Raw genomic sequence first — 25,589 nt, 5'->3', positions numbered from 1 at the left:
AACGGATTTAACGAACAGAAGTCACTCTCATTTCGCCATTACAGGAAAATTTTCAATCGTCAGACTGATGGGTTACGCTGTTTATACTTTTGTGTACGTTTGCGCTTCCGGATTCGTCGCTAACTTCCGAATATGCTGTGTGGTCTATTCTTACCGCCCCGACGGATCTTTTCCGGTCAATTTCGGGGTTCTCGTATGATGGTAACTGTAAGTTTTCCCGTCTCTGACGATTGCAGCGGTATTCAAGATGACACCCGATCGGTCCGACCCGCGTGAAGCGAGCCGCCTCTCCCCTGACCGGGAGGACGACGCACTGTTCCCGGCTGTGCCCGAACAGAATTTCCATGTCCGGCGCATGACGCTGATCGCCCTGCTGCTGGCGGCGATCGTGCTGCCGTGCGTGTACGTTGCGGCCATGGCCTTCAGCGATCTACGGGCCCGCGAAGCGGACGCAACCGACCTGACGCTGCGCACGGTGCGCGTCGCCGAGGAACACGCGCTGAAAGTGTTCGATATGAACGAGGCGCTCGACGCGCGCGTCGTCGATCTCGTGCAGGGTCTCGACGACGACGGCATCCGCGCCCGCGAAGCCGATATTCACGACAAGCTGCGCACCATGGGCGGCGGCTATCCGCAGGTTGCAGCAGTGTCGATTTTCGGCCAGGACGGCACGCTGCTCGGCAGCAGCCGCTTTTACCCGGCCCCGCCCTTGTCGATTGCGAAGCGCGACGACTTTATCGGCATTCGCGACGGCGAAGTGCTCGAGCATGTCTCGAAGGACATGCTCGGCCAGGTAGCCGGCGAAAACGTCTTCAACACCGGTGTCCCACGGCGCGGCGCGGACGGTGCGTTCGCCGGGGTCGTCTCGGTCGCGCTGCGGCCCGATTATTTCAGTGCGTTCTATCAGGAACTGCTGGGCCGCCACGACACGCCAATGACCATGAGCCTGATCCGCGCCGACGGCTCGGTCCTCGCCCATTACCCTGCCGCGCCCGGTCAACCAGCCATGATCGCGCCGCACACGCCCTTTTCCGACGCCCTCGCCAATGGCAGCCACGCCGGCGTGGTCCGGATGCGCTCGGTGTTCGACCACGACAATCTGATCCTGGCCTACCGGCGGGTCGGCGCTTATCCCGTGTATGTCTCGTGCGGCTACCGCACCTCGGCAATCTGGGCCGCGTGGTATCGCCATCTGAGCGTGCTGATCCTGTCGATGTTCACGCCCTCCATCGTGCTGTGGTGTGTGATCTGGCTCTCGATGCGGCGTCTCGGGGCGGAAGAGGAAGCGTGGGAGCGCTGGCAGGCCGAAGCGTCGATGCGCCGTTCGATCGAATCGGCCTACCGGCAGTCGCGCAAGATGGAGGCGCTCGGCAATCTGGTCGGCAGCGTGGCGCACGATTTCAATAACCTGCTGATGATCGTCTCGGCGAACGTGCAGATCGCGCGGCGGCGCGGCGCGCCCGGGCTCGATCGCGAACTGTCCGCCATCGAGCGCGCGCTCAAGAGCGGCCAGTCGCTTACCCGGCAATTGCTGGGCGTCGCGCGCAAGCAGCCGCTGCGCAACGAGACGCTCGCGGTCGATGGCTGGCTGCCGGCCTGTCGCGAACTGCTGAGCGCCTCGCTGGGCGCAAAGGTTTCGCTGGTGATCGACATCGGAACCGACGTCTGGCCCATGCGGGTCGACGTCGCCGAACTCGAACTTGCGCTGATCAACATCGCCGTCAACGCGCGCGATGCGATGCCCAACGGCGGCCGTTTCACGGTGCGCGCGGCCAACATCACTTTCCGTCATGACGATGGCTTTCCGCTGACGGGCGATTTCGTGCAGCTTTCGCTCGAAGACACGGGCGTCGGTATGCCGCCGGATGTACTGGCGCGGGCTTTCGAGCCGCTGTTCACGACCAAGCCGAAAGGCATGGGCACGGGACTTGGCCTGCCGCAGGTTTTCGCGTTCTGCGAGCGCTCCGGCGGACTCGCCGCGATCGACAGCGCGATCGGCGCGGGCACCTCGATCAGGCTCTACCTGCCGCGCGCGGCTGCGCTTCCGGAAGCCGAGCGACCGCCCGAGCCGAACGTCGAAGACACCAGCGCGCCGCAGGGTCTGCGCATCCTGCTGGTCGAGGATAACGAGGAAGTGGCCGCCGGCACCGAAGCCCTGCTACAGATGATGGGGCACCAGGTCACCGGCGTCTTCAACGCCGATACCGCGCTGCGCCTGTTCGACGACGCCCACGCGAAGCAGGCGCGCACCGGCGAGCCATTGCCGTTCGACCTGGTGATTTCCGACATCCACATGCCGGGCGCGACGAACGGTATCGATCTGGCCGAAGCCATCCAGGCGTTCGAAACCCGCCTGCCGGTGATCCTCGTCACGGGTTATGCGGAAGAACTCGACCGGGCGCGCCACGTCGATGTGCGGGTGCTGTCCAAACCCTTCGATATCGCACTGCTCGAAAAGCTTCTGCTCGATCTTCAGCGCCAACTGGCGCAAACGAGCTCGCACTCCGCGGATTAGGCCCGATCTCGCGCTTCGCTGCGCGAATTACCGGGTTTTGTAAAACCGCCCGTCCCATTCTGGCGGTCGCTCGCCGCGCCGCCAGGCAAGCGCGGTGAGGTTCCGCCGGCCGGCCACTGCTGAGACGCCGCGGGACCCGGCACGATCGTTGCGCTTCCGACTTATGTCAGGCCCTGCGCAATTGCGGCGGCCGTCAATAAAAGTCGGGAGACAGCCATGCGACATACCGTGATCGGATTATTCGACACCTATTCCCAAGCGGAAAACGCCCGTGACACGCTGGTGCAGACCGGGTTCGCCATTGACACCATCGAACTGCAGGCCAACCCCGTGCCGACCGCCACTGCAGCGACCGACGCGGTGGCCAATGCCAGCGTTCTCGCCAACATCGAGCGCTTCATTGCCAGCCTGTTCGCCAAGGAACCGCGTCCGGAGGAAGCCGAGCGCTATACGGACGCCGTGCGCCGCGGCGCCGTGCTCGTCTGCATCAGCGCGGCCAGCGAAGCGCACGCGGAACTCGCGGGCGCCGCGCTGACGCGGCTCGGCGCCAGTGACGTAGGCGAACGTTTGCCGGGTTGGGACACGACGCTGAACGATCCCGTGACGCGCCGCGAACACTCGGTGCTCGACGAACTTGGCATTGGCGGTGCAAACCGCCGGGCCGCCGAGATCCAGCCCGGGGATGTGCCACCGCGGAGCGACCCGCTGCGGGATGATCCGCTGCGCAGCGCGTCGCGCGTGCCGCCTGAACCGTCGCCCGTGCCGCGTGATCCGCTGACAGACGATCCGTTGACGATGCAACCGCCGTTCAGCGAAGCGGCGACGCTCAACACCATTGCCGCGGGTAGCGCGCCGGGCTTCGGCGCGGTGTTTACGCCCGTCGAGACCGCGCCGGCTGCGCGCCGTCCCGAGCCGCTCGAGGAGCAGGTCATTCCGGACGAGTTTCTCGAGTACGAAGAGGACTTCCGGGGTCACTACGACGAACTGTATGCGAGCGATCAGGATCGCTATGAAGACTATGTGCCCGCATACCGGTACGGCGCGACGCTTGCCCATGACGCACGCTATCGCGACCGTCCGTGGGAGGAGGTCGAGCCGGAAGCACGTCGCCACTGGGAAACGACCTCCCCCGGTACATCTGACACGTGGGAGCGCGTCAAGGCAGCAGTGCGGCATGGCTGGGATCGGGTAACGGGACATCACCACGTTTGACGGATACCGTCGTCGGACTTCGCAGGCGTGCAATCAAGAGCTAGTAGCGCGGACTGCGCCACTAGCTCCTTGGACGACGAAGGCGATCTTCGCGGTACGCGCAGTGGATAACCGTGAGCGCACCAAAGTTATCCACAATTTCACTGAATAACCTTGTGGATAAGTGACAGTTTTGCCTTTCCAGTCAAGCATGTCTCCGGTCTGAGACGATTTCAGGCAAAAGTCCCGTTTATTAAGAACACAAGAGAAACTGTGACAACCGAGCAGGAATTTGTGACAGGTGTCGATGCCCGGTCAGTAAAACCGCCCGTAGTCGACCCCGCGGGCGCGTGCTTGGCACTGCGCGATCTATTCCCGCACTCATTCCGGCACCGCAATGTCCCCATCGACCAGTTGCAGGCCATACGTGTGTGCGTAGAGTTCGGCCGCTTGCGCGTTATCGAAGAGTGGCATGTCGGCGTGCCCCTGAAACGGATAGATCACGCGGGCGTCGCTCAACCGTGTGACCTTGAGCGTGGGCACCGTCCCGCTCGATGTACGGCGCGACGACACCGCGACGAGATAGTTGCCGCGGCCGGCGCGGTCCGATTGATCCTGTGGCGCTTCGCGCCGGGCATGGGTGGAATAGGTCATCGATATGCGACTCACAAGCCGACGATCGACTGTCCGGCAACCATGCCGTCAATGACGAGTTCCGCGTGACTCGCCGACGCCATGCGTGCGTCGCCCGTGGTTCCGAAGGGAGAACGGCTCGGCACGCGGAATACGCGGCTCGTCGTCACGGTGTTGTCGGTACCACGCCGGCAGATTTTCACCGCCGCATCGAAACCCTCGTCGTAATGACGTGTCCCGTTCGCGCCGCGCGGCTGATGCGGATACACCAACGGATAGATCTCGAGACCGCGGTAAGTTCTAACGATGTTATTCATGATAGTCGTCTCCGTTGAATGACCTGCCAGCCGAGAGCAGTGGCGTTTGCGTCGATGATGTGCCGCCCGCGCTACTGCGCACTGCATTGTCAGCGGCAGGCGGTCCTGCGATGGGCGCAGGGGCTGTCGCTGCACGTGCACGACGGTCGCATCCATGAGATAGGGCCGGCGATCACGCGAAGTGACATAAAAGACGGGATCCTGATCGATCCGGGGAGCGCAAAAAGGCGAAGACTTGGGTGGGTCGGCGCTAGCGCGCGAGAGATCTACAAGCGGCTGACCCACTGTAGCACGTGTGCGACCTGAAAAGCTGGGATATTCAAAGCGGAGTCGCATGCAGAGAAAAACGCCTGTGGGCGCGACACGCAGATTGTTTTTTAAGGAAAGCAGAAATTCTGTTTTCCTTAGTAAAAAAAAGGGCGCCTCCACGGCGCCCATCTTCAAGCAAATTCAACCGCGCTTACTGACCGAAAAACACATTGCAATACGAAGCAGGACCGTTGCACTTGGCCGGCGCAGCAGCGTCGGCGACACCCGAGACAGCGGCAAACAGGGCGACGGATGCGATCAGGGCGGAAATGACGCGTTTCATGGTGATACTCCTCAACTCAGCGTAGGCGTGGCGATCGGGGGCCGATCGGTTCGGTGGCTGAAGGATATCGATGAAGCCCCTCCTTAAAAACCGCAAATTTGGGAAGATAGTGTCCCTGTAGACGCAATAATCGACGTGTCGGCAGCGGAAACTGCGCTTGATTTCTACCCCTACGGCGTTGCCAGGCAAGGCGGAGCGCGCATCTTCCCGATCGGAGCTCTCAAATCTCACAACAATTAATTTCCGCGGCCGCGGCTGTCATAAATGAGGTCTTCGAGCGACTTACCCGAGTCGAAGTCACCGAAGACGGACGCAGCCATGTTGAATTCCAGTTCGCTCCAGCGAGAGCGTGCGAGAGAATGGGCGCGGGAGCCACCTCGAGCGCCCAGAAAAACACCACCTCATGAAGACCATCGATCTTGCAAATCTCGCGGGCAGACGCAGCAGACTAGCTGGGAGGCGGATTGCGGAGCGCCTGCGCACGACACGCCGGAGGCTCGCATGACGCAGACGGCTGGCCCGGCGCTCGACGACCCGATCTATCTGATGCGCTTGCGACGCGACCTGTTGCGCTTCGCGCGGCTGCAATTGCGCGATGCGACCGCTGCCGAAGACGCGGTACAGGAAGCGCTCGCGGCTGCGTGGTCACAAGCCGAGCGCTTCGCCGCGCAATCGGAGCACAAGACGTGGGTGTTCGGGATTCTGCGACATAAGCTCGTCGACACCTTGCGCGCTCGCAAACGGACCGTGAACCTGTCCGATCTGGACTCCGAACTGGACGGCGAAGCGTTGCTCGACCGCGAGCTCTTCAAGGACAACGGCCACTGGTCGCGAGAGGGGAAACCGCGCCCCTGGCCAACACCCGAGACCGCACTACGACAACAGCAGTTCTGGCAACTCTTCGAAATGTGTCTTGACCATCTGCCGGAAAACATTGGCCGGGTGTTCATGATGCGCGAGTTTCTCGACCTGGAGACGGACGAGATCTGCACCGAATTGCAGATGACCGCCAACCACTGCAGCGTCCTGATCTATCGCGCGCGACTCAGGCTGCGCACCTGCCTGACCGAGAAAGGGCTATCGAGGGAGGATGCGAATGGGGAAGTGTAAGAACATCACGCGTCTGCTATCGGACGCGCTGGATCGGCCATTGACAACCGGTGAATGGATTGCCGTCGGCCTGCATCTGCCGACGTGCAGCGGATGCCGCAACTACCGCAAACACATCGGTCTGCTGCGGGCGGCGTCGCGTGAGGTCAGCGGTCTTGAGCGCACGAGTGACAGCCATTCAGAAGACTGAGGCGTCGCATGGCGCGGGCAGCGTAATCGGCTAGCGCTCGCCGGGCGGCGTTGCGTGATCACGATCGATAAAGGCCGCGTGCGTGGGTTCGTCGACGTGCGGCTCGCGCCGCTGCGTGCTGGCTGGATGTTTCGTGGGCATCGCGCGCGGACGGATTGGCCGGTGCACGAAGTTGCCACCGCAATTTGGACACACGTTGCACTGTGCGCTCAACGCGCAAGCCTCACCGTGTCGCCGTGTCGCAATCGCCTCAGGTCAGCACACTCCACATCACGAGTGTGAGAGCGAGACCGACCACCGACACAATCGTTTGCAGGATCGACCACACGAATACCGTTTGCTTCAGTTTCAGGCCGAAATACTCGCGCACCATCCAGAAGCCCGCGTCGTTCACGTGGCAGAAAAATACCGATCCCGCGCCGATCGCCAGTGCCATCAGCGAATTGTGCGTGGGACTCAGGCCGATGACGACCGGAGCGACAATGCCAGCCGTCGTGGTTGTCGCGACGGTGGCCGAACCCGTGGCCTGACGCAAGGCGACGGCGATCAACCAGGCGAGCAGGATGAGCGGCATATGGGCGCCCACGGCGATCTTGCCGACCGTCGTGCTGATGCCGGCGACTACCAACGCCTGCTTGAGCCCTCCGCCTGCGCCGATGGTCAGCAGCAGGGCAGCGATCGGCGGCAGACTCTTGCGCAGGATGCCGCCAACACGATCACGTGGCATGCCACGCGACCAGCCGAGCGCGACGATCGCGAACAGGACCGTGAGCCCCAGCGCAACCAAGGGTTCGCCGAGAAAGTTGAGCGCGTTAAAAAGAAAGGTTTCCGGTTGAAGCAACAGTTTCGCGACCGTGCGCCCCAACATCAAAATGACCGGCAACAGAATCGTGATCAGCGAGAGAGCGAAACTGGGCGGCTCGGCAGCGTCCTGCTGCGCCGTGAACAGCTTGCCCATTTCCTCCGGTTCGACCACGAGCATGCGCTTCGAAAGCCAGATGCCGTAGAGCGGACCGGCCAGAATCACCGCCGGAATCGCGACAATCAGTCCGAGCAGGAGAGTCAAGCCAAGATCGGCGTGCAACGCGCTGACGGCAATCAACGGCCCCGGGTGAGGCGGCAACAGAGCATGCAGCGTGGTCATGCCGGCTAGCGCGGGAATCGCGATCAGCAGGATCGGTTGTTTGGAGCGTCGCGCCATGACGAAGATGATCGGTACCATCATCACCAGCCCGACCTCGAAGAACAACGGCAAACCGATGATGATCGCGACCAGCGCCATCATCCAGGGCAGCAGCCGTGGAGTGGAATGCTTGAGGATCGTGGATACGAGCCGGTCCGCGGCGCCCGATTCGGCCATCATTGCACCCAGCATCGCCCCGAGCGCAATGATGATCCCCACGTCGCCGAGCAGCGCACCCGCGCCCTTGCTGAATGCGCTCGCCACCGCTTCGAGCGGCAACCCTGCAGTAAAGCCCGCGGCGAACGTGCCGACCAGAATCGACAGGAACGGCGCAAGTTTCAGCGCGCTTATGAAAACGATGATGAGCGCGAGCCCGAGCACGCACGACAGGATCAGTTGAGTGTCGTGGGGTGACCACGGCGCGAGTGATGTCGGTAATTGCACGATGTCCCTTTCGATGGTTGACGCGACTGCGGCGATACCTGGCTGACGGCGATTGTAGCGGGTGCCGAGGTGATGCGTGCCGGGGCTCGGGGACCTACTTTTAGGGGATCGTATTCATCGCGATCAGGCGCACGCCAGCGGCTGCGGGACGACGTCGCCGTTTCTGGTAACACGCGATCTTGTCGTGCTCTGCCTGGGTGGTGTTAGTTGGTCCGTGGATTTAATCGAAGAGCGCTTCGACATTCTCCGGTGGCCGTCCGATCACCGCTCGTCCATTGCGGACCACGATCGGACGCTGCATCAGGATGGGATGTTGCTCGATCGCTTCGTATAACTGATCGTCAGAGAGCTCGGGGTGGCTCAGACCTAAGTCTTTGTACACCTCCTCCGTGTCGCGCAGCATCGCGCGGACTGGACAACCCAGCATTGCGTTTAGCGCTTTCAACTGGGCCACCGTTAGAGGTTGCTTCAGGTATTCGACAATTTCCACGGGCTCGTTTGCGACGTTGTGGGTGTCGACGATCAACTCGTATGCACTGCGCGACTTGGAACAGCCCGGGTTGTGATAGATCGTGATCATGGGAGGCGTTTTGTTTGGAGAGGGTGGACGTAGGAGAGAGGATTCTAGCGGCCGGTCTGGAGTTGCACGTTGGCGAACGAGCGACAGAGTTGAAGGTTAGTTCTGTCGCAGCACTGAGGCTCCGTTCTGACGCAGGGCTGAGGCTTCGTTCTATCGCAGCGCTGAGGCCGTCGTAGCAGACACGTTTATTTCTCACTCGTAGTTCGCCCGATGTTTATGCGCATAAAGTGCGGACCTCGCTCGGATTCAAGCGACGTTTTGCGGTGGCTTCAGTGAGACGGTTGCCACGTCCGTTCATCAGCAGCGACCGCGTGGCACTTGAAGCACCTCCTGCAGCGGTTCGGAGAGCTGACTCGCCAACGCCCAGATCGCCCACGCCTGTTTATGCGCATAAACCTCTGCCGAATGGCTAACGCGTCGTGCATTTCAGATAAAACAGATTGAAATACAAATACATCAAGGTAAAATCCATCAGCGTCTAAAAAGAGGAGGTGAAGATTGGCAGCAGAAATCATCGCGGTAACACAACAGAAGGGCGGGGTCGGGAAGAGCACCATCGCGATGCACCTCGGCGCTGCATTTCATGAGAAAGGTAAGCGTGTCCTTGTCGTTGACGCTGACGGGCAAAACACCCTGGTTCACTGGACCAGCGCATCATCGGATAACGAGAACGGGATCCCGTTTCCGGTGGTCAACCTCTCCGAGTTCGGCGGCCAGATCCACCGCGAGATCAAGAAGTTCGTAGGGGACTACGACATCATCGTCGTGGACTGCCCGCCCTCCATCACTGAGAAAGTTTCTGGCGTAGTCCTGCTGGCCGCGACCGTGGCCATCATCCCGACGTCCTCATCACCGGCCGATTACTGGTCGAGCGTGGGTCTCGTCAAACTGATCCAGCAAGCCCAGGCGATGAACGAAGACCTGCGTGCGGTCTTTCTGCTCAACAAGACAGAAGAGAAGCGCATGCTGACGCGCGAACTCAAGCGCGCGCTGGAAGAACTCGGTTTTCCCTTGCTCAAAACCCAGATTCCCACCCGCGAAGCTTATAAGCAGGCCATGGCCCTAGGGCAGACCGTGCTGCAAATGAATGACCGTGGCGCCAAACTCGCCGCCGCCGAAGTACGGGCGTTCGCAGATGAAATCGCCGCCCTGCTCCCCTGAATTTATGCGCATAAAGGACTCTGAATGAAACCCTCCCAATTCGCCAAAGGCTTTCAAGCACGTCCGGACACGACTAGCAGTGAGAAGCGAACCGCCCTTGATCGCCTCAACGCCATCGATGGCCTGGTACAGAACGCACCGAAGGCGAGCGAGATCGCAGCCCGCTCCAGTCAGCCGGTTTCTACCCCCGTCGTTGCCGAAGCCGACACTGCGGAGTCGCTGCATGAGTCAGCCGCGTATCACGCATGGCGTGTCGAACATGGCTACCGCGCCGGACAGGTCATCGAGCTTGCGCTGAAGGCCATCAAGCCCAGCCCGTTCAATCCGCGCCACTTCTATCTGAAGTCATCGATCGCAGAACTCGCGGTCAATCTGGCGAAGCAGGGGCAGCAGCAGGCGATCCATGTCATCCCCGACTACGACAATCCCGGCACGTATTTCGTCAGTGACGGCGGTCGCCGCGTACGCGCCCTGAAGGAAGCCAACAAGGAGTCGGTGAAGGCAATCGTCATTGATTTGCCTATCGGCCTGCAGAGCTACAAGCTCGGTTACGACCTGAACGTGCAGCGCGACTCACAAACCGTGTTCGATAACGCAGTCGTGTGGAAGCGCTTTCTGGATGAAAAGTACTTTCAAAGCCAAAAAGAACTGGCCGAACATCTGGGGTTGGACGAGTCGACGGTCGCGGTTGCGCTGTCGATTGCCAAGTTGCCCGAGGTGGTCATGCAGGAGATGGTTGCGAGAACGGATCGGTTCGGCTCGAACATGGCGTATCAGGTTGGCCGGTATCACACGGCCCGCGGATCCGATTCCACGTTACGGCTGATCAATAAGATCCTGTCCGACGATCTGAGCACGCGGCAGGTCGCAGACATCGTGAAGGGGCGGGCGAGCGCGCACGAGAGTACCAAACCCGCAGGACGGCAACGTTACGCCCAGCGTCTGGAGATCAAGCTGGATGGTGTCGCGGTTGGCGATCTCAAGTCGTACGGCGACGACCGCATCGAACTCCGCCTCAAGGGTCTGTCGAAGGAAAAGCGCGATGACATCCTGAGGCAGATCGAGCAGATGCTGCAGCAGAAATGACATGTGGGTGCGGCGTCAGAAACGACACCGCACCCACACGATCAGGCAGCGAATAAAAGCAGGTTTGTCAGGCGGCGCGCGATTGACTCAAGGTGAAAGCGAGCAGGTCGCCGTCTGTGGGCTCACCCCACGTCTTACGAGCCAGCCAGTCGAAGAACACCGTTTCCGTGATCTTCGATTCGAGACCGCGGCGACGCCAGTCGTCGCGCATGTGCGTACCGAGACCCGGCAATTCGTCTTCTTCAAACGATTGACGCGCCAGTTCGCGCTCAGACTCGCCTTGCTCTTCATACAGCGCACGCGCTTCCTTGCGGCGATAGGCTGAGTATTCGCCAAGCAGGCGCGCCTTGAGATCGTCCGCCGGCGCCGCAACGGCCTTGCCGCTGCCGCCCGACGCCAGTGATTCCACCGGCGGTGCATAACCCTTCTTCAGCGCGTCCTTGAACAGCGCAGGCGCACTGCGCACCGGTGGCAGCGAGGTGCTGCGCATCCGCTGCTCCGTCATCTGCAACGCTGCGCGAATGCGGTTTTCTTCGCTGTCCGCATAGAGCGTCTGGGCTTCCTTGAGCGGAATACCAATCTTGACCATGCGGTCGACGAGCGTGCTGTCGAATACATTCGGGTGCTCATCGAGCGCGAGCATGGGCTGCTTGCGCTCCGTCACCCGGAACTGGATTTCAGCGACACGACGCCCCTCGCGATGTTCGATCAACTCCACGAAGATATTGGTCACCGCGTTGACTTCCGCAATAGCCGGGCGCAGGTAATCACGCTTAAAGTATTTGTACTCGCGCTTTGCCTCGTCGCCTGCTTCCGTGTCCGGCGTGCCCGACAGAATCGGACGCCACCATTCCCACGACTCGCGCATCGTGAGGTGGCTTGGATTGGTGAGGTAACGCACGCAAATCTCGTACAACGCCAAGCCCGCGCTGCTGCGCAACTGGCTCTGGAACTGCAAGCTCAGACGAGCGTACTGAACCGGGTCGAGCAGCTTTTTCTTGATCTTGGGAGCAAACGAGAATTCGACCCACACGCGCCGCGTAGTGGGATCTTCGAGAATTTCGGCGTCTGCGATCAGGGTCGAAATACCCCATTTGCGGCCGGGCTTCTGGCTAGAGGTGCCGGTACTCCATTCGACCTGCACCGACACCATCCGTCTCAAGTGTTCCTTGACGAGCGCGGTGTCGTTTGAATCGAATGCCGAGTTGGCCACAATGTCCGAAAGCAATGCGCGGTACGTATCGCCTGATTCGTCGGCCTGCTGGGCAACCGCCAGCAAAACGTTGAACAGTTTTCGGGTGAGGAGGGTGATCTTGCCGCTTTTCGGCTGAATGGCAATCGCCTCAACGGCTTTGCGCAATTCGGCGGAGCTGGGGCTCACCACATCAGTCTTCTTCGCGCGCTTCGTGGCCATGCGTCGGGTCGAGGAGGGATTTGGCGAGAGCATACCGACTGTGGTGATGCACGTCTATAGATGCCCCCTCACCATTCCCGGTGAAGTGAGTTTACAGGCCACGACTCACCTCCATTCACTCCCGAAAATCCTCACCTCACGCGTTTCACGCCAGGTTGCGGGCATCGTTGCTCGTCGCGGGATAGGCAAAAATGGTCCGTTCCTGGGGATGTCGTGAAAGGGAAGTTTTATCTCCCGTATCGACTCACCCAAAAATTTTTCGCAAACTCGCCACTCGATTCGCACTCCTGGGCGATCGGCACCGGTCGACCGTTCGAAACGCGTCCTTTATGCAAAAACGCCGACCGGGTCGGCAGCCGCAAACCCTGGAACCAGGCACTGGTAAGGGTTTGCCGGTCCTCGGCCGGCCGTCCAGCATCGAACCTCTTGCAGACGAAAATGCATCGAGGACGCGCGCAGCGACGTCGCTGCGCCCCCACGGGACCGGGGCCACCCCGTGAGCGAACCGTCGCCCATGGTGAGGCCGTCCGGCACGCAGCAACGCACCGCTTGGATGTCGTCACCTTATCGCGAGGCCGGATTGCCCGCAGTCCACGGTGATGCGCTCCTGTGTGTATCAACGCACCGTTCGCACGTCATCGCTTATAGGGGCGACGGCATCACCGTCAGGGTCGCGGGGAAACACGCTCAACCGGGCACCTTCCGCGCCGGTCGACAGCATTGCCGCGACCCCATCGCGTCTGCTCGACCAAACGCGAATCGCCACTCCACGGCCGCAGCCATTCCCAATGAATAAGGCTCGCAGGCCTATATCACACGGGCCATTGACGGCTGCCATGCCGGAGCGGGGCGGTGTTTTCGCGGCACCGCAGCAACCCCACGCCGATCGCCGCCGCTCATCCGCTTCTCCACGCATCGGCAAGTGCAGCGCAACCATTGGCTCGCACTTACGAGATAGCCCCCCGAAAAGCCTCACCTTTGCTCTCGCTGAAGCCGCGAAAATACGTGGTCTAAGCCAAATCGCACCTGGATATGGCATCCAAATGCTCCCGAAAACCCTCACCTTTGGCCGAAACAGCCCTCTTGTTGCGCACCCGCAGCACGACCGCATTCTGCTCCCGAAAAGCCTCACCTATTGTCTCAAATGCAAAAATAAGCAATGACTTCATAGGCTTAGCGATAACACATCGAGTATTGCCTGAAATGATGGGGCCCCGAAAAGCCTCACGTTGGCGATTGCCCTCTGACTTCGACCGCCAAATTGGTTCGTCACTACAATCCCCCGAAAAGTCTCACCATTGAAGATTCAGCGCCGCCAAGTCGCGTCTCACTAATCAAGCCCACTGGGGCATTTCCGGTAAGTAATCGCAAACTTCTTCCTGAAAACCCTCACCTGACGGGATTTTTGCCATCAAAAATGCTCCCGAAAATCCTCACCTTATCCACTAACGGGGTGGTTTCCTGCCTCGTAAAAACGCTTTCCGACCATCTCCCGAATAGCCTCACCTTTACGCTTCAATGGCCTTTTCCTGGCCCATTACCCCCTCTCCACCCACCGTAAGCCGCAGGGAGGTCCCGCAAACCCTCACCCTCGAGCCCAAATGCACAAAATTCGGGCACAAATGCGGTCCGCTCCCCGAAAAGCCTCACCTTGAGATCGCGTTTTCTCCCGGGTTGCCTCACCGAAGGCTTTTGAGGCCCCCAAATTCCCCCGAAAACAGGGAGTAAACTCGCTCCTGAAAGCGCTCACCGTAACGATCTGGTGACTTTCAGGTATTTTTTACGCCCAGCCGGGCAATGCGGACCGCCAGCTCCCGCAAACCCTCACCTTTCCCAAATCGGCACTTTGTAAGCGGCTCCTGAATCCGCTCACTTACTGTCCCGCAGCCCCTCACCACGGCCCCCGAACCCCATCACTCGACCCTCCCGCAAGCCCTCACCACGACTCCCGTAAAGCTTCACCTGACCTCGCTGAAACCCTTACCTGGTAAGGATCTGCCGTGGCGTTAACGTTTTTAACTAGGGTTCAAAGGTGTTTACTTTTATTACTCTCTAGACTTTCTACCCCGTGTGTCCTTCGGACAGCACCAGTCTCCAACCCTGCCCCGCATTCCGCTTCGTGAAACAGTGACAAAACATCGGAAAACCAACAAAACCCCTTTGCTTACAAAGAGTTATTGACTATTCTTCGTTTTGTTTCACGGAAAAAGCGGCTTTGCCTACGACAAATACCTCGACATTGATCCAAACTGGCTCGAAGTCATCCAAATCGCTTCCACACCCACACGCCTGTATCAATTGCTACGTAATTTGTTATTATTCCCAGAATTCCGGCAATATCGAGGTGTAAATGAATCTGGACGAAGAACGCCAGGCGATCCGACGAGAGCTCGAATCCATGCGCGAAAATGGCGCTCGACGTCAGGAATTGTCGCTGCATGCCTGCAAGCGTCTTTTTTTCGATCTCGGCATCCGCCCATCAATGGCTGCAGTGCGGGATCTGACTCAAACCGGAAGCGCGAGTGATATTCCGAAGGACATCGATACCTTCTGGGAGCGAATCCGCAGTGCATCCCGCGTCCGGATAGGCGCCGGGACCCTTCCCAAGGTGCTCGAAGACCGCGCCGGCGAATTGCTCGGCGTCTTGTTCGACGAAGCCATTGCGCATGCACGCTCTACCTTCGACGGCGAGCGCGAAGGCATTCAGGCACAGATCTCAGCGGCAGAACGTGACATAAGAGAAGCGGACATCCGCCGCGAGGCATCCGAGGAGGCCATTCGCCGAAGTGACGCACGAGCCGACGCAGCCTGGGAGCGCGTTCGCGCACTGGAATCGGAACTGGCCATGGCCAACACTCACGGCAGTGTTCACCAGGATAGTTTGCAATCCAGCGTCCGTCGTCTCGACGCAGAAAATGAAGCGTTGCGCAAACGGCTTGAAACCGAGCAATCAACCAACGCGGCGCTGCGCGACCGGATCGATGCACTGCATATCGAACTGCGTCAAAGCACTGAGCACTATGCGCAACAGATCAAAGACGCCGTGGCCGAGGCTGAACGGCGCGTCAAACCCATGCTGGTCGAGCTCGACTCGTTACGCACCATGGCCGTGACCTATCAGTCCGGCGTACGCGACGCCAGTCGCAAGGAATTTGAATTTATTCAGCAAATCGCCGCGGCGAAGGCTCGAGGTGACCGTTTGGACTCGCAACTGCGCGAACAGTCGGACGAACTCGACGCGCTGACGAAGGAAATCGCGGCGCTGCGCGCGCAACAGGACGTCGACCCAACCATCGCAAGTGTGTTGTGCGCACTCGCGAATGCCGGTCGCCTCAACTCACAAGAGATGGCGACAATCGGGACAGTCGCGGACGGCCACGTTGCGCTGCCGTTGCGGTGTCCAAAATGTGAAGAAGGTGAACCCGAACTGTCGGAGGTCAATCACCGTTACGAAGTCCAATGCCCGGAGTGCGAGCATGCTTCGGGGCCGGGTCACTCGCGGCTCGAGGCCGTAAGCCGATTTTTGGCGCTGAAACCGGTGACCTCGCTTGCATAGCGCATCGTGCCTGCCTGTGTCGCAGACAGGCACGCGGCTAAAGGTGAGGTCATTCGGGACCAGAAAGGTGAGCCTTTCCGGGACGATTTTCACACTCTTAATCGGCTGAAGCCCCGCCGTCCGGTACTGCGGGAGCAACAGAGTCGTCAGCAAGCGGCGCGTCGTCTGTAGGAATTTTCTGCTGATCGGACCATATTTTCCATGCGCGATGGAGTCGATTGGCGGAAACAGGTTGCATGAACCCGAGCCACTGGCCGACCAACTCCGGCGAAACACCGGTTTCGAACAGGTCGGCGGCAAACGTATTGCGCAACGTCTGCGGACTCGCTCGCGATAGACGCGATTCGGCAAAGCCTGCGGCTTCGATCAACGCATCGACTGAACGCAGGACCGTGGCCTTATGCATTGGGCGTCCAGAAGGCGACGCGGGAAACACGAGATTTCCAGCCAATTCGGCCTGCCGCCTTTCCGCAAGCCACGCGTCCAGAGCCGCGATCGCGAAAGGCGATAGCCGGGTACGCCGAGTCATCATGGGGTTGGGCGCCTCGATCACAACCCATGGTGAACCTGATGTCACGCAACTAACCGTTAACACCCGAGCCTCGCCGGTCTTTATTCCTCCGCCAAGGAACAGGGCAATCAGCGCCCGATCGCGCCGTTCTCTCCAACGCTGCGCGGCAGAGAGTTCAGAGACCGGCGAAAACAGATGCGCAACGAGTAAGGCCCGTTCCTGGTTGGCAAGAAAGCCAGTGGGTTCGTTGTCGCGTGCGTTGCGCCAGGCCGCCTCGCCGTCTTGCGCGATGAATCGCGCGGGGTTGGTCGACGCGCGTTCAATTTCCCGCACGTGATCAAGCACCCGTTCGATCAGCCTTAAATAGCGGATTCGCTGGGGTTTACGAATGGCGAGTCCAGCGACGAAATCGGCGATCGTACGTGTGTCGACCGTAATAAGATTGGCATGCCGAACTTTCAGCCAGTCAAGAAAAAGTCCCCATTGTGCCTGGTACACTTCAGCGGAAGACTTGCGGAAGTGTTGCGTGGCGAGCCACGCGTCGAAGGCGATACGCGGATCGCGATGCCAGTCTTCGCGTTTCTGATCGAAGAGATCGGCAGGAGGATTATCTCGGCCGGCAGAGCCGGTCGAGTCGGGAGAGGCCATAGTCTATCTTACTGTTAGTTGCGTCTTATTGTAGGTCAGACTCGACCTGATAGGTAGCCGATCTGACCGCAGTTAACCTCCCCAAGCTCGCGCACGGCGGGGCAGATTGGGTCGTAGCACCGCTTGCGCCGCATGACGATGCGCTTCCTCGTAGACAGCGACCGCAAACGCGAACACTGCAGGTAGCGCGTTTGACGCGCCAAAATCGACCGGCTCATCGGTCTCTGGATAGGGCAATGCCGAGGGACGTTGGAAAAGCCCGAGCATTAGCGCCTCGTGCCGGCTGGCGAATCCGAGGTCGGCGAGGGCTTCCGCCTCAATGGCATGCAGAAGCCGCCACGTTAGCGGAACCTGCTGCACGATATAGCGCGCAGCGATGTTGCGGACGATGTGTTCCAGATCGCGCGCCGCGTTCTGAAAGCGCAGCGCAGCCAAGCCGTGATCGGCATGGTTGGTGGTCAGTTCGTTCATTTCGGCTCCGGGGAATCTGCGTATACTGTACAAACATACAGTACTCAGCGCAACCAGGCCAACCGACCCATTCTCCTTTTATCTGCCATGCATATCTCTATGCGGGTGCGTTTTTCTGCTTAGCCGTGAATCACCACGAGCAATGCCTTGGCCTCGCTCTTGCCGGCATTGCGGATGGCGTGCGGTTCGTCCGCCACGTACCGTGCCGTGTCCGCTGCCTTCAGACGCCTGGTGGTGCCGGCCGCCTCAATTTCGATCGATCCGTTCAGCACAGTCAGGTGTTCACGTGTGCCGGGCTCGTGCGCGTTCGACACCAACGCGCCGCCAGGCTGCAACGTCAGTTCGTACCATTCGAACTTACCAGCCAGCTCGATGGGCCCCCACACCCGCAACTGATATTTGGCGTCATGCCCGCTCAGCGTCGGGATCTCGTGCGGCCCCGAGACGGCAATCGCCTCGGGCGCCTTCTGCTGCGCGAACAGCGAATCCAGACTGACGCCGAGCGCATTGGTCAGCCGCCACGCCACTGCGATAGTGGGATTCGCCTTGTCGCGTTCGATTTCCGACAGCATCGACTTCGACACGCCGGCCGCGCGGGACAGGTCGTCGAGCGTCATGCGCCGCTCGCTGCGCAGCCGCTGGATCTGTTCGCCCACCCGCGGCGGCGCCGCGACGGTTTGGGCTAGAGTGGGGGCAGCGCTGCTTGCTGCGCGCCGGGTGCCCGAACTTGCCATTTTCTGACCTATCGTTTAAAGTTGTTCGACATACCGAACTTAAATTCGGAATATCGAAGTTGTTCGATAAAACCGATGTCCGACTATAGCAGGCCGCCACACCGCCGAACATGGCGGCCGCGCGGCCTGGCGTCCATTCAGGAGTCTGATGTATGAGTGAACCTTACCTCGCCCATCTGCGCAGCACGCTCGAGCAGATCCGCGCCGACGGCTTTTACAAGACCGAGCGGGTTATCGGGAGCCCGCAATCGGCCGACGTGCGGCTTGCAAACGGCACCGACGTCCTGAACTTCTGCGCCAACAATTATCTGGGTCTCGCCAATGACGCGCGCCTGATCGAGGCCGCCAAAGACGGGCTCGACCGCGACGGCTTTGGCATGGCGTCGGTACGTTTTATCTGCGGCACGCAGACGGTGCACAAGGAACTCGAGCAGGCGCTGGCTGCGTTCCTGCAAACCGACGATTGCATCCTTTATTCAAGCTGTTTCGACGCGAACGGCGGCCTGTTCGAGACGCTGCTCGACGAATCCGACGCGATCATCAGCGACGAACTGAATCACGCCAGCATCATCGACGGCGTGCGGTTGTCGAAGGCGAAGCGCTTTCGCTACAAGAATAACGATCTCACGGATCTCGAAGCCCGGCTGAAAGAAGCCGACGCCGCGGGCGCGCGCTTCAAGCTGATCGCGACAGACGGCGTGTTTTCCATGGACGGCATCATCGCCGACCTCGCCGGGATCTGCGATCTGGCGGATCGCTACGGCGCCCTGGTGATGGTCGACGATTCGCACGCGGTCGGTTTCATCGGTGAGCACGGACGCGGCACGCCGGAGCATTGCGGTGTGCTCGCCCGCGTCGACATCATTACCGGCACGCTCGGCAAGGCACTCGGTGGCGCATCGGGTGGCTACGTGGCCGCGCGCAAGGAAGTGATTGAACTGCTGCGGCAACGCTCGCGTCCGTATCTGTTCTCGAATACGCTGACGCCGAGCATCGCGGCCGCGTCGCTCAAGGTGCTGGAACTGCTCGCGAGCGCTGAAGGTGCCGCGCTGCGGGAACGCGTGCGGGCCAATGGTGCGCACTTCCGCAGCAAGATGAGTGCGCTGGGCTTCACGCTCGTTCCGGGTGAACATCCGATCATTCCGGTGATGCTCGGCGACGCGCAACTCGCCTCACGGATGGCCGACGAACTGCTGAAAGAAGGCGTCTATGTCATCGGCTTCTCGTTCCCGGTGGTGCCCAAGGGGCGCGCGCGCATTCGCACGCAAATGAGCGCCGCGCATACGCCGGAACAGATCGACCGCGCCGTGGACGCCTTCGCGCGCGTGGGCCGCTCGCTCGGCATCATCTAAAGACCTGGAGCGCACATGAAAGCACTCGCAAAACTCGAACGCGCGCCGGGCCTCACGCTCACGGACGTGCCGAAACCCGAAGTCGGCCACAACGACGTGATGATCCGCATCAAGCGCACGGCCATCTGCGGGACCGATATCCACATCTGGAAGTGGGACGACTGGGCGCAGAAGACCATTCCCGTGCCGATGCACGTGGGTCACGAATACGTTGGCGAGATCGTCGAAATGGGCCAGGAAGTACGCGGCTTTGCGATTGGCGACCGCGTCTCCGGCGAAGGACATATCACGTGCGGCTTTTGCCGCAACTGTCGCGCCGGCCGCCGGCATCTGTGCCGCAACACGGTGGGCGTGGGCGTGAACCGCGAAGGCGCGTTCGCGGAGTATCTGGTGATTCCGGCCTTCAATGCCTTCAAGATTCCGCCTGAAATCTCCGACGACCTCGCGGCGATCTTCGACCCGTTCGGCAATGCGACGCATACGGCGCTGTCGTTCAACCTGGTCGGCGAAGATGTGCTGATCACGGGTGCCGGGCCCATCGGCATCATGGCGGTGGCGATCGCGAAACATGTCGGTGCACGCAACGTCGTGATTACCGATGTCAACGATTACCGGCTCGAACTCGCCCGCAAGATGGGCGCGACGCGCGCGGTGAACGTCGCGCGTGAAACGCTGCGCGACGTGATGGCCGATCTGCACATGACGGAAGGCTTCGACGTCGGTCTGGAAATGTCCGGCGTGCCGAGCGCGTTCACCAGCATGCTCGAAGCGATGAACCACGGCGGCAAGGTCGCGCTGCTCGGCATTCCGCCGGCGCAGACCGCAATCGACTGGAACCAGGTGATCTTCAAGGGCCTGGAAATCAAAGGCATTTACGGCCGCGAAATGTTCGAGACCTGGTACAAGATGGTTGCGATGCTGCAAAGCGGGCTGGACCTGTCGCCGATTCTCACGCACCACTTCCCTGTCGAAGACTACCAGCGTGCGTTCGCGACGATGCTCTCGGGTGAAAGCGGCAAGGTGATTCTCGACTGGACCGCTTGAGACTGTCTGCGCCGCCCGGACGCGCTTAGGGCTCAAGAACCCTGACGCTTCCGGATGCTTACGCCTTAAACCGCGCACGTTAGGCACGCGGTCGCACGCTCATGTGTGCTGCCGCCACCGCCACCGCTTTCACGGCCACTTAAGCGCCTGCGACCGGCCGCACGAATTCCGTCTGAATGCGCACGTGAACGTCGTCCCCCACCGCCGGATACCACGTCGCCAGCCCAAACTTCGCCCGGCTGAAAGTGCCCTCCGCCGAAAAGCCGAGCGTGTCCTGTTTGGTGAGCGGGTCAGGACCGAAACCGTTGAACACCACGTCGAGCGTCACCGGCAGCGTCGCACCGTGGATGGTCAGATTGCCGGTAAGCTTGCCACGCGCGTCGCCCGTCCGCTCGAAGCTCGTGCTAACGAAGCGGATCTGCGGATACTGCGTCACGTCGAGCACGCTGTCGCTTTTGACCTGCTTGTCGAGAAGCGGCACGTTGGTGTCGAGGCTGGCAGCGTCGATGGCCACCTCCACCGAACTCTTGTCGAGACCACCCGCCTTCCAGTCGAGCTGGGCGGTGGCGCGGTCGAAACGCATGGTGAAGCGCGAGTATTTCAGGTGCTCGACATCGAACGTAATGCTCCAGTGATGCGGATCGAGCGTGTACTGTCCCGCCGGCACGCTGGCTTCAGTCTGTGTGACCGTGTGCGTGACGACCTGTAGCGGCGTACACGCGGCAGCTGCGGCAACCACCGCAATCGACACCACGCGTACCACGGCTGCGCGAACAGCGTGCTTCTTCATCGTTTCGCTCCCTGATTTTGTCCCTGCCACGCCAGAATAACGTAGCCGCTCCACACGGAGGCATTCATCTGGTGATACGCCGAGGCGCTCGTGGGTGTACGTTCACGTTAACGCCGTGGACGCCCGAAAATTCCCATCGACAAATTTTTCTTGACTGGGTAGAACGATCGTTCTACCCTTTGTTCATGTCTACCTCCACCGACTCTTTGACCCCAAACGGTGCTCGCGAACGCCTGCTTGCTGCCGCTGAGGCGCTGATTTACGCCGGCGGCATTCACGCAACCGGGGTGGATGCGATCGTCAAGCAATCCGGCACCGCTCGCAAAAGCTTTTATACGCACTTCGAATCAAAGGACGCGCTGGTCGCCGCGGCGCTCGAACGCCGTGACGAACGGTGGATGAACTGGTTCACCGAAAACACGCTGCGTCACGGCAAGAGTGCCCGTGCGCATCTGCTCGGCATGTTCGACGTGTTGCGCGAGTGGTTTCTCTCGGAAGATTTTCACGGTTGTGCCTTTCTCAACGCGTCCGGCGAGATCGCCTCGGCGGACGACCCTATTCGCGTGGTGGCACGCGAACACAAGGAGCGTCTGCTCGCGTTCGTGCGTGAGCAGTGCGATGAACACATGGCTGAATGCGGCGCTGACATCGTGCGCGCGACACGCCTCGCGCGGCAATGGCTGATCCTGATCGACGGCGCCATCGGCGTGGCGCTGGTCAGTGGCGATGCCGATGTCGCACTGGATGCGCGCGCCGCGGCGGAGCAATTGCTGAACGCCGAAGCCAGTCACACTCACCCGCCCTCGAGGCATTCCCCGACCTGACCTTTGGAGCAAACCATGGCCGACCCTATCGAAAGCCGTCCTCCGTTTCCCCCTTTCACGCGCGAAACTGCCATCCAGAAAGTGCGCGGCGCAGAAGATGGCTGGAATACGCGTGACCCGGAGCGGGTCTCGCTTGCTTACACGCCGCAGAGCGTGTGGCGCAATCGCGCGGAGTTCGTGACGGGCCGGGCGGAGATCGTCGGGCTGCTGCGCCGCAAGTGGACGAAGGAGCTCGATTACCGCCTGATCAAGGAGTTGTGGGCCTTCACGGATAACCGTATCGCGGTCCGCTTCGCTTACGAGTGGCACGACGATTCAGGCCATTGGTTCCGCTCGTATGGCAACGAAAACTGGGAGTTCGATGAACATGGGCTGATGGCGCATCGTCACGCGAGCATCAACGATCTGCCCATTCGCGAAGAGGACCGTCTGTTTCGCTGGCCGTTGGGACGTCGTCCGGACGATCACCCCGGTCTCTCCGATCTCGGGCTATAAGCGGCTCAAGCATGACGGCGTGGCCACGACACGCCGCGGAAAATGCGCGAGCCTCGCCGATGCATGGCACGCCTTGGGCATTCACCGATCTGCCATGGCTTTTCCGCTATTGTGCTGAGTGGGTGGCGCGCACAGCGCGCGCCCGCGTTTCCGAGGGTTGCCTCAACATGGACGCTACATGTTGAGGTACAGTGCCCGACGGACGACCTACCCAATATAACCAGCCCATTCATGACATCGGCGCTCGACCGGTGACGGAGAAGATATGCATCTGCGGCCAACCCTTCATCGCTTCGCCCGTCTGCTTGCCGCCCTGACCGCCAGCTTCGCGGTGGCCTCCACTGCACAGGCGGCGGACTGGTGTGGCGGCGGCGTCTGGGTTGACGCCATGCTGGGTTCCTACCATATCGATCCTGATCCCGGCACCCACTTCAACGAGTTCAATCCGGGCCTCGGCGCCGAATGCTGGTTCAACGGCCAATGGGGCATCACGGCAGGCGGCTTTCGCAACTCGTTGCGTCGTCCGTCGTACTATGGCGGCGGACTGTGGGCCCCCGAATTTGCGCACTTCGGCTTCGTCCGGATTGCGGCGATTGCCGGCATCATCTCCGGCTATAACTATGGCAACTGGGGCCTTGGCCGGAATCACACCGTGGGGCCGGTTGCCGCGCCGGTCGTGATGTTCGATTACAAGCGTGTGGGGGCGAACCTGATCTTCATTCCGCCGATTCCTTCCGACAATCTACCGTTCACGATCGGGTTTCAGGTGAAGGTGAAGTTCTGAGGCAGTATCACCGGACAATAAAGTCGCGACCTCACGTCTCGGGGAATCCAACCTAACCTTGAGACGCTATCGCAGATAGGTGAGCGTTTCCAGGATGGTGAGGACTTCCAGGAGATGGCATCTGCGAAAACCACCGTCGCGCAGATAATGGCATGCAGACGTACATCGGCGTGATCAACCCGTTTCACTGCGTGCATCTTCAGTCTGCATAAAGGCGAAATCATTGTTGATATCAATCGGCAAATGCGCCTCGCTATTCGATGAGACGATCATGGTCGTCTCACTCCTCCCAGCTTCTAACGCCCACGGGTTTTAGATGCCTTTCGACCAGCTTGCATCGGTCGACCCTTTGTTCATAGTGATGTTCACGCCCGCCAGAAGGCGTATCCGTCAACCGAAGACTCGCCCATGGTTGACTGAACGTAACAACTGAGTTGCCTCGGCCCACGATGATTTCGCGTCGAATCTCGTCCACAATATATTCAGTTCCAAACTTGAGTGGAACGTCTCGGTCGCGATGGGTTGATGCTGGATCTGAAGATGTCCTCGTGCTGAGGGTAATCAGATAATTAATTTTGAGTCCTAATCGTATCTGATCCTGGTCGAGTGCCTGAGACGGCATTCAAATCCGTATCGCAGTATGGATCTTGCAAATGCTGAATAGATTGAAACCAAGGAGAGCGCAGTGCGAGGTCATCCCCCACCACCCGCTGGTCTACCTACGCACCCGGTAGCAACGCACGGCAAGATCATCATGATGGCAATCATCGCGGGCGCCGTCATCACCAACATCTATTGCACCCAACCGATCCTGCCGCTGATCAGAGCCGGCTTCGGGGTCGACCTCGCAATGGTCGATCTGGTTGCCGCTGCAGCGCTGCTCGGCTTCTCCACCGGGCTGGCGCTGCTGTTGCCACTCGGCGACCGCTTCGACCGCCGCAAGCTCGTGCTTGGGCAGATTGCATGCGCCTTCGTGTTTGCCATTGCCGCTTCGGTATCGCCGGGCATCTGGGCCTTGATTGCGGCTTCCTTCGGGCTGGGTATCGTCAGTTGCGTGCCACAGCAACTCGTGCCGTTTGCGGCGGTCATGTCCTCGCCGCATCAGCGAGGGCGTAATGTGGGCACGGTCGTCAGCGGCATCATGGTCGGCATCCTGCTCGGGCGCACGATCGCCGGCGTGGTCGGTGCGGCCTACGGCTGGCGCGCGGTCTACGCGATGGAAGCGGCGTTCATGGTGCCGGTCTGGTTCGCTGCCGCTGCGCTTTTGCCGCAGGGTATGCCCTCCACGGACCTTTCCTATGGCCGGCTGCTCGCTTCGCTCTGGCCTCTGGCGCGGGACCATCGCCCGATTCGTGAATCGATGCTCGTCCAGGCGCTGTTGTGGGCCTGTTTCAACGCCTTCTGGGTCAATCTGGCGGCGCTCCTTGCAACCGGACCCTGGCATCTGGGCAGCGCATGGGCGGGTGGCTTCGGCATCATCGGCGCGGCCGGTGCATTTGCGGCTTCACTCGGCGGCCATATCTCCGACCGGCGCGGCGCCCGTTATGTCGTAGGACTCAGTATCGGCATTGTCACGCTGGCCTATTTGCTGCTCGCCGGCGCGAACTCGTCGATGGCCTTGCTGGTAATCGGCGTCATCGTGCTCGATATCGGCGTGCAGGCCGGTTTGGTATCCAACCAGACGCGCGCCTTCGCGGTCGATCATAAAGCGCAAGGGCGCATCAACAGCCTGTATATGACGGCAACCTTCTTCGGCGGCGCCGTCGGCGCGACGATCAGCGGCGGGCTGATGAGTCACTTCGGCTGGAACGGCATCGTCGCCTTTGGCATTGCGCTCGGACTCGTCGCTGCTGCCATTCACTGGGTCGCCACCTCTCAAAGCAGCGGCGGGCAGCATGCTCAACACGCCGACGCGCCGGTCAAGGTCAGCGTCATGTCATCAGACCCAGATTGAGGTAAGCCAC

24 protein-coding genes are annotated in these 25,589 nt (G+C 60.6%); 13 read left to right on the top strand and 11 right to left on the bottom strand.

Going from position 1 to position 25,589, the window contains the following annotated elements; genetic code table 11:
* Positions 1-247: 247 nt before the first annotated feature.
* Positions 248-2,515, top strand: coding sequence for an ATP-binding protein (locus P3T43_RS04430; RefSeq protein WP_429279823.1), 2,268 nt, complete (start codon positions 248-250; stop codon positions 2,513-2,515).
* A gap of 216 nt (positions 2,516-2,731) precedes the next feature.
* Entirely contained in the window at positions 2,732-3,727 is a 996-nt protein-coding gene (locus P3T43_RS04425) for a hypothetical protein (RefSeq protein WP_429279822.1), read from the top strand.
* Between the two features lie 360 nt (positions 3,728-4,087).
* Here P3T43_RS04425 and P3T43_RS04420 read toward each other — a convergent pair whose 3' ends face one another.
* The 3 genes from P3T43_RS04420 to P3T43_RS04410 all read right to left on the bottom strand — a co-directional run bounded on the left by P3T43_RS04420 (position 4,088) and on the right by P3T43_RS04410 (position 5,248).
* The gene (locus P3T43_RS04420; protein ID WP_429279821.1) at positions 4,088-4,360 is read right to left on the bottom strand and encodes a DUF6723 family protein; all 273 of its coding nucleotides are present in this window, start codon (positions 4,358-4,360) and stop codon (positions 4,088-4,090) included.
* 11 nt (positions 4,361-4,371) lie between these two features.
* Positions 4,372-4,656: a hypothetical protein gene (locus tag P3T43_RS04415; protein WP_429279820.1), complete on the bottom strand. Its 285-nt coding sequence runs from the start codon at positions 4,654-4,656 to the stop codon at positions 4,372-4,374.
* A gap of 460 nt (positions 4,657-5,116) precedes the next feature.
* A complete protein-coding gene (locus P3T43_RS04410; protein ID WP_429279819.1) occupies positions 5,117-5,248 on the bottom strand; it encodes a hypothetical protein in 132 nt (43 codons plus the stop codon).
* A 501-nt stretch (positions 5,249-5,749) separates the two neighbouring features.
* Between P3T43_RS04410 and P3T43_RS04405 the strand changes: the two genes are divergently transcribed.
* Together P3T43_RS04405 and P3T43_RS04400 are read left to right on the top strand one after the other, a co-directional pair.
* Complete coding sequence (locus P3T43_RS04405) at positions 5,750-6,358, top strand: RNA polymerase factor sigma-70 (protein WP_429279818.1); 609 nt, start codon at positions 5,750-5,752, stop codon at positions 6,356-6,358.
* Positions 6,345-6,548, top strand: a complete 204-nt coding sequence (locus tag P3T43_RS04400) for a zf-HC2 domain-containing protein (RefSeq protein WP_429279817.1) — start codon at positions 6,345-6,347, stop codon at positions 6,546-6,548. Before P3T43_RS04405 ends, P3T43_RS04400 begins: the two co-directional genes overlap by 14 nt.
* Positions 6,549-6,578: 30 nt before the next feature.
* On the opposite strand, the gene P3T43_RS04395 is transcribed toward P3T43_RS04400, so the two are convergent.
* The 3 genes from P3T43_RS04395 to arsC all read right to left on the bottom strand — a co-directional run bounded on the left by P3T43_RS04395 (position 6,579) and on the right by arsC (position 8,755).
* Entirely contained in the window at positions 6,579-6,794 is a 216-nt protein-coding gene (locus P3T43_RS04395; protein ID WP_429280157.1) for a DUF1272 domain-containing protein, read from the bottom strand.
* A 4-nt stretch (positions 6,795-6,798) separates the two neighbouring features.
* On the bottom strand, positions 6,799-8,175 hold the full coding sequence (locus P3T43_RS04390) for a gluconate:H+ symporter (RefSeq protein ID WP_429279816.1): 1,377 nt from the start codon (positions 8,173-8,175) through the stop codon (positions 6,799-6,801).
* A gap of 220 nt (positions 8,176-8,395) precedes the next feature.
* Positions 8,396-8,755 (bottom strand): arsenate reductase (glutaredoxin), encoded by a 360-nt coding sequence (gene arsC / locus P3T43_RS04385; RefSeq protein ID WP_429279815.1) that lies wholly within the window; start codon positions 8,753-8,755, stop codon positions 8,396-8,398.
* Between the two features lie 498 nt (positions 8,756-9,253).
* On the opposite strand from arsC, the gene parA reads away from it, so the two are divergent.
* Both parA and P3T43_RS04375 read left to right on the top strand, forming a co-directional pair.
* On the top strand, positions 9,254-9,916 hold the full coding sequence (gene parA, locus P3T43_RS04380) for a ParA family partition ATPase (protein WP_429279814.1): 663 nt from the start codon (positions 9,254-9,256) through the stop codon (positions 9,914-9,916).
* Between the two features lie 24 nt (positions 9,917-9,940).
* Positions 9,941-11,002, top strand: a complete 1,062-nt coding sequence (locus P3T43_RS04375) for a ParB/RepB/Spo0J family partition protein (protein WP_429279813.1) — start codon at positions 9,941-9,943, stop codon at positions 11,000-11,002.
* Positions 11,003-11,069: 67 nt separating this feature from the next.
* Here the strand turns inward: P3T43_RS04375 and P3T43_RS04370 are convergent, their stop codons facing one another.
* Positions 11,070-12,416: a replication initiation protein gene (locus tag P3T43_RS04370; protein WP_429279812.1), complete on the bottom strand. Its 1,347-nt coding sequence runs from the start codon at positions 12,414-12,416 to the stop codon at positions 11,070-11,072.
* 2,350 nt (positions 12,417-14,766) lie between these two features.
* Between P3T43_RS04370 and P3T43_RS04365 the strand changes: the two genes are divergently transcribed.
* Positions 14,767-15,972 carry a DNA-binding protein gene (locus P3T43_RS04365; protein WP_429279811.1) on the top strand — a complete coding sequence of 402 codons (1,206 nt, stop codon included), beginning with the start codon at positions 14,767-14,769 and terminating at the stop codon, positions 15,970-15,972.
* A 97-nt stretch (positions 15,973-16,069) separates the two neighbouring features.
* Here the strand turns inward: P3T43_RS04365 and P3T43_RS04360 are convergent, their stop codons facing one another.
* The 3 genes from P3T43_RS04360 to P3T43_RS04350 form a co-directional block, all read right to left on the bottom strand.
* Entirely contained in the window at positions 16,070-17,131 is a 1,062-nt protein-coding gene (locus P3T43_RS04360) for a tyrosine-type recombinase/integrase (RefSeq protein ID WP_429279810.1), read from the bottom strand.
* A gap of 72 nt (positions 17,132-17,203) precedes the next feature.
* On the bottom strand, positions 17,204-17,602 hold the full coding sequence (locus P3T43_RS04355) for a DUF2471 family protein (protein ID WP_429279809.1): 399 nt from the start codon (positions 17,600-17,602) through the stop codon (positions 17,204-17,206).
* Positions 17,603-17,721: 119 nt separating this feature from the next.
* Complete coding sequence (locus P3T43_RS04350) at positions 17,722-18,336, bottom strand: helix-turn-helix domain-containing protein (protein WP_429279808.1); 615 nt, start codon at positions 18,334-18,336, stop codon at positions 17,722-17,724.
* A gap of 152 nt (positions 18,337-18,488) precedes the next feature.
* Between P3T43_RS04350 and P3T43_RS04345 the strand changes: the two genes are divergently transcribed.
* Both P3T43_RS04345 and tdh read left to right on the top strand, forming a co-directional pair.
* Positions 18,489-19,688 carry a glycine C-acetyltransferase gene (locus P3T43_RS04345; RefSeq protein WP_429279807.1) on the top strand — a complete coding sequence of 400 codons (1,200 nt, stop codon included), beginning with the start codon at positions 18,489-18,491 and terminating at the stop codon, positions 19,686-19,688.
* A gap of 15 nt (positions 19,689-19,703) precedes the next feature.
* Positions 19,704-20,732, top strand: coding sequence for an L-threonine 3-dehydrogenase (gene tdh / locus P3T43_RS04340; protein WP_429279806.1), 1,029 nt, complete (start codon positions 19,704-19,706; stop codon positions 20,730-20,732).
* Between the two features lie 139 nt (positions 20,733-20,871).
* Here tdh and P3T43_RS04335 read toward each other — a convergent pair whose 3' ends face one another.
* Positions 20,872-21,522: a YceI family protein gene (locus P3T43_RS04335; RefSeq protein WP_429279805.1), complete on the bottom strand. Its 651-nt coding sequence runs from the start codon at positions 21,520-21,522 to the stop codon at positions 20,872-20,874.
* Positions 21,523-21,707: 185 nt separating this feature from the next.
* Here P3T43_RS04335 and P3T43_RS04330 point away from each other — a divergent pair, with 185 nt between their 5' ends.
* The 4 genes from P3T43_RS04330 (at position 21,708) to P3T43_RS04315 (ending at position 25,579) form a co-directional block, all read left to right on the top strand.
* Complete coding sequence (locus P3T43_RS04330; RefSeq protein WP_429279804.1) at positions 21,708-22,346, top strand: TetR/AcrR family transcriptional regulator; 639 nt, start codon at positions 21,708-21,710, stop codon at positions 22,344-22,346.
* A 15-nt stretch (positions 22,347-22,361) separates the two neighbouring features.
* Positions 22,362-22,841 (top strand): DUF1348 family protein, encoded by a 480-nt coding sequence (locus tag P3T43_RS04325; RefSeq protein WP_429279803.1) that lies wholly within the window; start codon positions 22,362-22,364, stop codon positions 22,839-22,841.
* 265 nt (positions 22,842-23,106) lie between these two features.
* Complete coding sequence (locus tag P3T43_RS04320) at positions 23,107-23,625, top strand: hypothetical protein (RefSeq protein ID WP_429279802.1); 519 nt, start codon at positions 23,107-23,109, stop codon at positions 23,623-23,625.
* A 685-nt stretch (positions 23,626-24,310) separates the two neighbouring features.
* Entirely contained in the window at positions 24,311-25,579 is a 1,269-nt protein-coding gene (locus P3T43_RS04315) for an MFS transporter (RefSeq protein WP_429279801.1), read from the top strand.
* Positions 25,580-25,589: the final 10 nt, after the last annotated feature.

The sequence above is a fragment of the Paraburkholderia sp. GAS41 genome (assembly GCF_050436545.1).
In the GTDB taxonomy this organism is placed as follows: Bacteria; Pseudomonadota; Gammaproteobacteria; order Burkholderiales; family Burkholderiaceae; genus Paraburkholderia.
The sequence above is the reverse complement of the archived record's forward strand: the minus strand, read 5'-3'. Positions and strand labels throughout refer to the sequence as shown.

Excerpts from the sequence above, each read along its gene's own strand:
- P3T43_RS04430 (WP_429279823.1), top strand. The coding sequence starts at position 248 with ATGACACCCGATCGGTCCGACCCGCGTGAAGCGAGCCGCCTCTCCCCT.
- P3T43_RS04425 (WP_429279822.1), top strand. The coding sequence starts at position 2,732 with ATGCGACATACCGTGATCGGATTATTCGACACCTATTCCCAAGCGGAA.
- P3T43_RS04420 (WP_429279821.1), bottom strand. The coding sequence starts at position 4,360 with ATGACCTATTCCACCCATGCCCGGCGCGAAGCGCCACAGGATCAATCG.
- P3T43_RS04415 (WP_429279820.1), bottom strand. The coding sequence starts at position 4,656 with ATGAATAACATCGTTAGAACTTACCGCGGTCTCGAGATCTATCCGTTG.
- P3T43_RS04410 (WP_429279819.1), bottom strand. The coding sequence starts at position 5,248 with ATGAAACGCGTCATTTCCGCCCTGATCGCATCCGTCGCCCTGTTTGCC.
- P3T43_RS04405 (WP_429279818.1), top strand. The coding sequence starts at position 5,750 with ATGACGCAGACGGCTGGCCCGGCGCTCGACGACCCGATCTATCTGATG.
- P3T43_RS04400 (WP_429279817.1), top strand. The coding sequence starts at position 6,345 with ATGGGGAAGTGTAAGAACATCACGCGTCTGCTATCGGACGCGCTGGAT.
- arsC (WP_429279815.1), bottom strand. The coding sequence starts at position 8,755 with ATGATCACGATCTATCACAACCCGGGCTGTTCCAAGTCGCGCAGTGCA.
- P3T43_RS04375 (WP_429279813.1), top strand. The coding sequence starts at position 9,941 with ATGAAACCCTCCCAATTCGCCAAAGGCTTTCAAGCACGTCCGGACACG.
- P3T43_RS04370 (WP_429279812.1), bottom strand. The coding sequence starts at position 12,416 with ATGGCCACGAAGCGCGCGAAGAAGACTGATGTGGTGAGCCCCAGCTCC.
- P3T43_RS04365 (WP_429279811.1), top strand. The coding sequence starts at position 14,767 with ATGAATCTGGACGAAGAACGCCAGGCGATCCGACGAGAGCTCGAATCC.
- P3T43_RS04360 (WP_429279810.1), bottom strand. The coding sequence starts at position 17,131 with ATGGCCTCTCCCGACTCGACCGGCTCTGCCGGCCGAGATAATCCTCCT.
- P3T43_RS04355 (WP_429279809.1), bottom strand. The coding sequence starts at position 17,602 with ATGAACGAACTGACCACCAACCATGCCGATCACGGCTTGGCTGCGCTG.
- P3T43_RS04350 (WP_429279808.1), bottom strand. The coding sequence starts at position 18,336 with ATGGCAAGTTCGGGCACCCGGCGCGCAGCAAGCAGCGCTGCCCCCACT.
- P3T43_RS04345 (WP_429279807.1), top strand. The coding sequence starts at position 18,489 with ATGAGTGAACCTTACCTCGCCCATCTGCGCAGCACGCTCGAGCAGATC.
- tdh (WP_429279806.1), top strand. The coding sequence starts at position 19,704 with ATGAAAGCACTCGCAAAACTCGAACGCGCGCCGGGCCTCACGCTCACG.
- P3T43_RS04335 (WP_429279805.1), bottom strand. The coding sequence starts at position 21,522 with ATGAAGAAGCACGCTGTTCGCGCAGCCGTGGTACGCGTGGTGTCGATT.
- P3T43_RS04330 (WP_429279804.1), top strand. The coding sequence starts at position 21,708 with ATGTCTACCTCCACCGACTCTTTGACCCCAAACGGTGCTCGCGAACGC.
- P3T43_RS04325 (WP_429279803.1), top strand. The coding sequence starts at position 22,362 with ATGGCCGACCCTATCGAAAGCCGTCCTCCGTTTCCCCCTTTCACGCGC.
- P3T43_RS04320 (WP_429279802.1), top strand. The coding sequence starts at position 23,107 with ATGCATCTGCGGCCAACCCTTCATCGCTTCGCCCGTCTGCTTGCCGCC.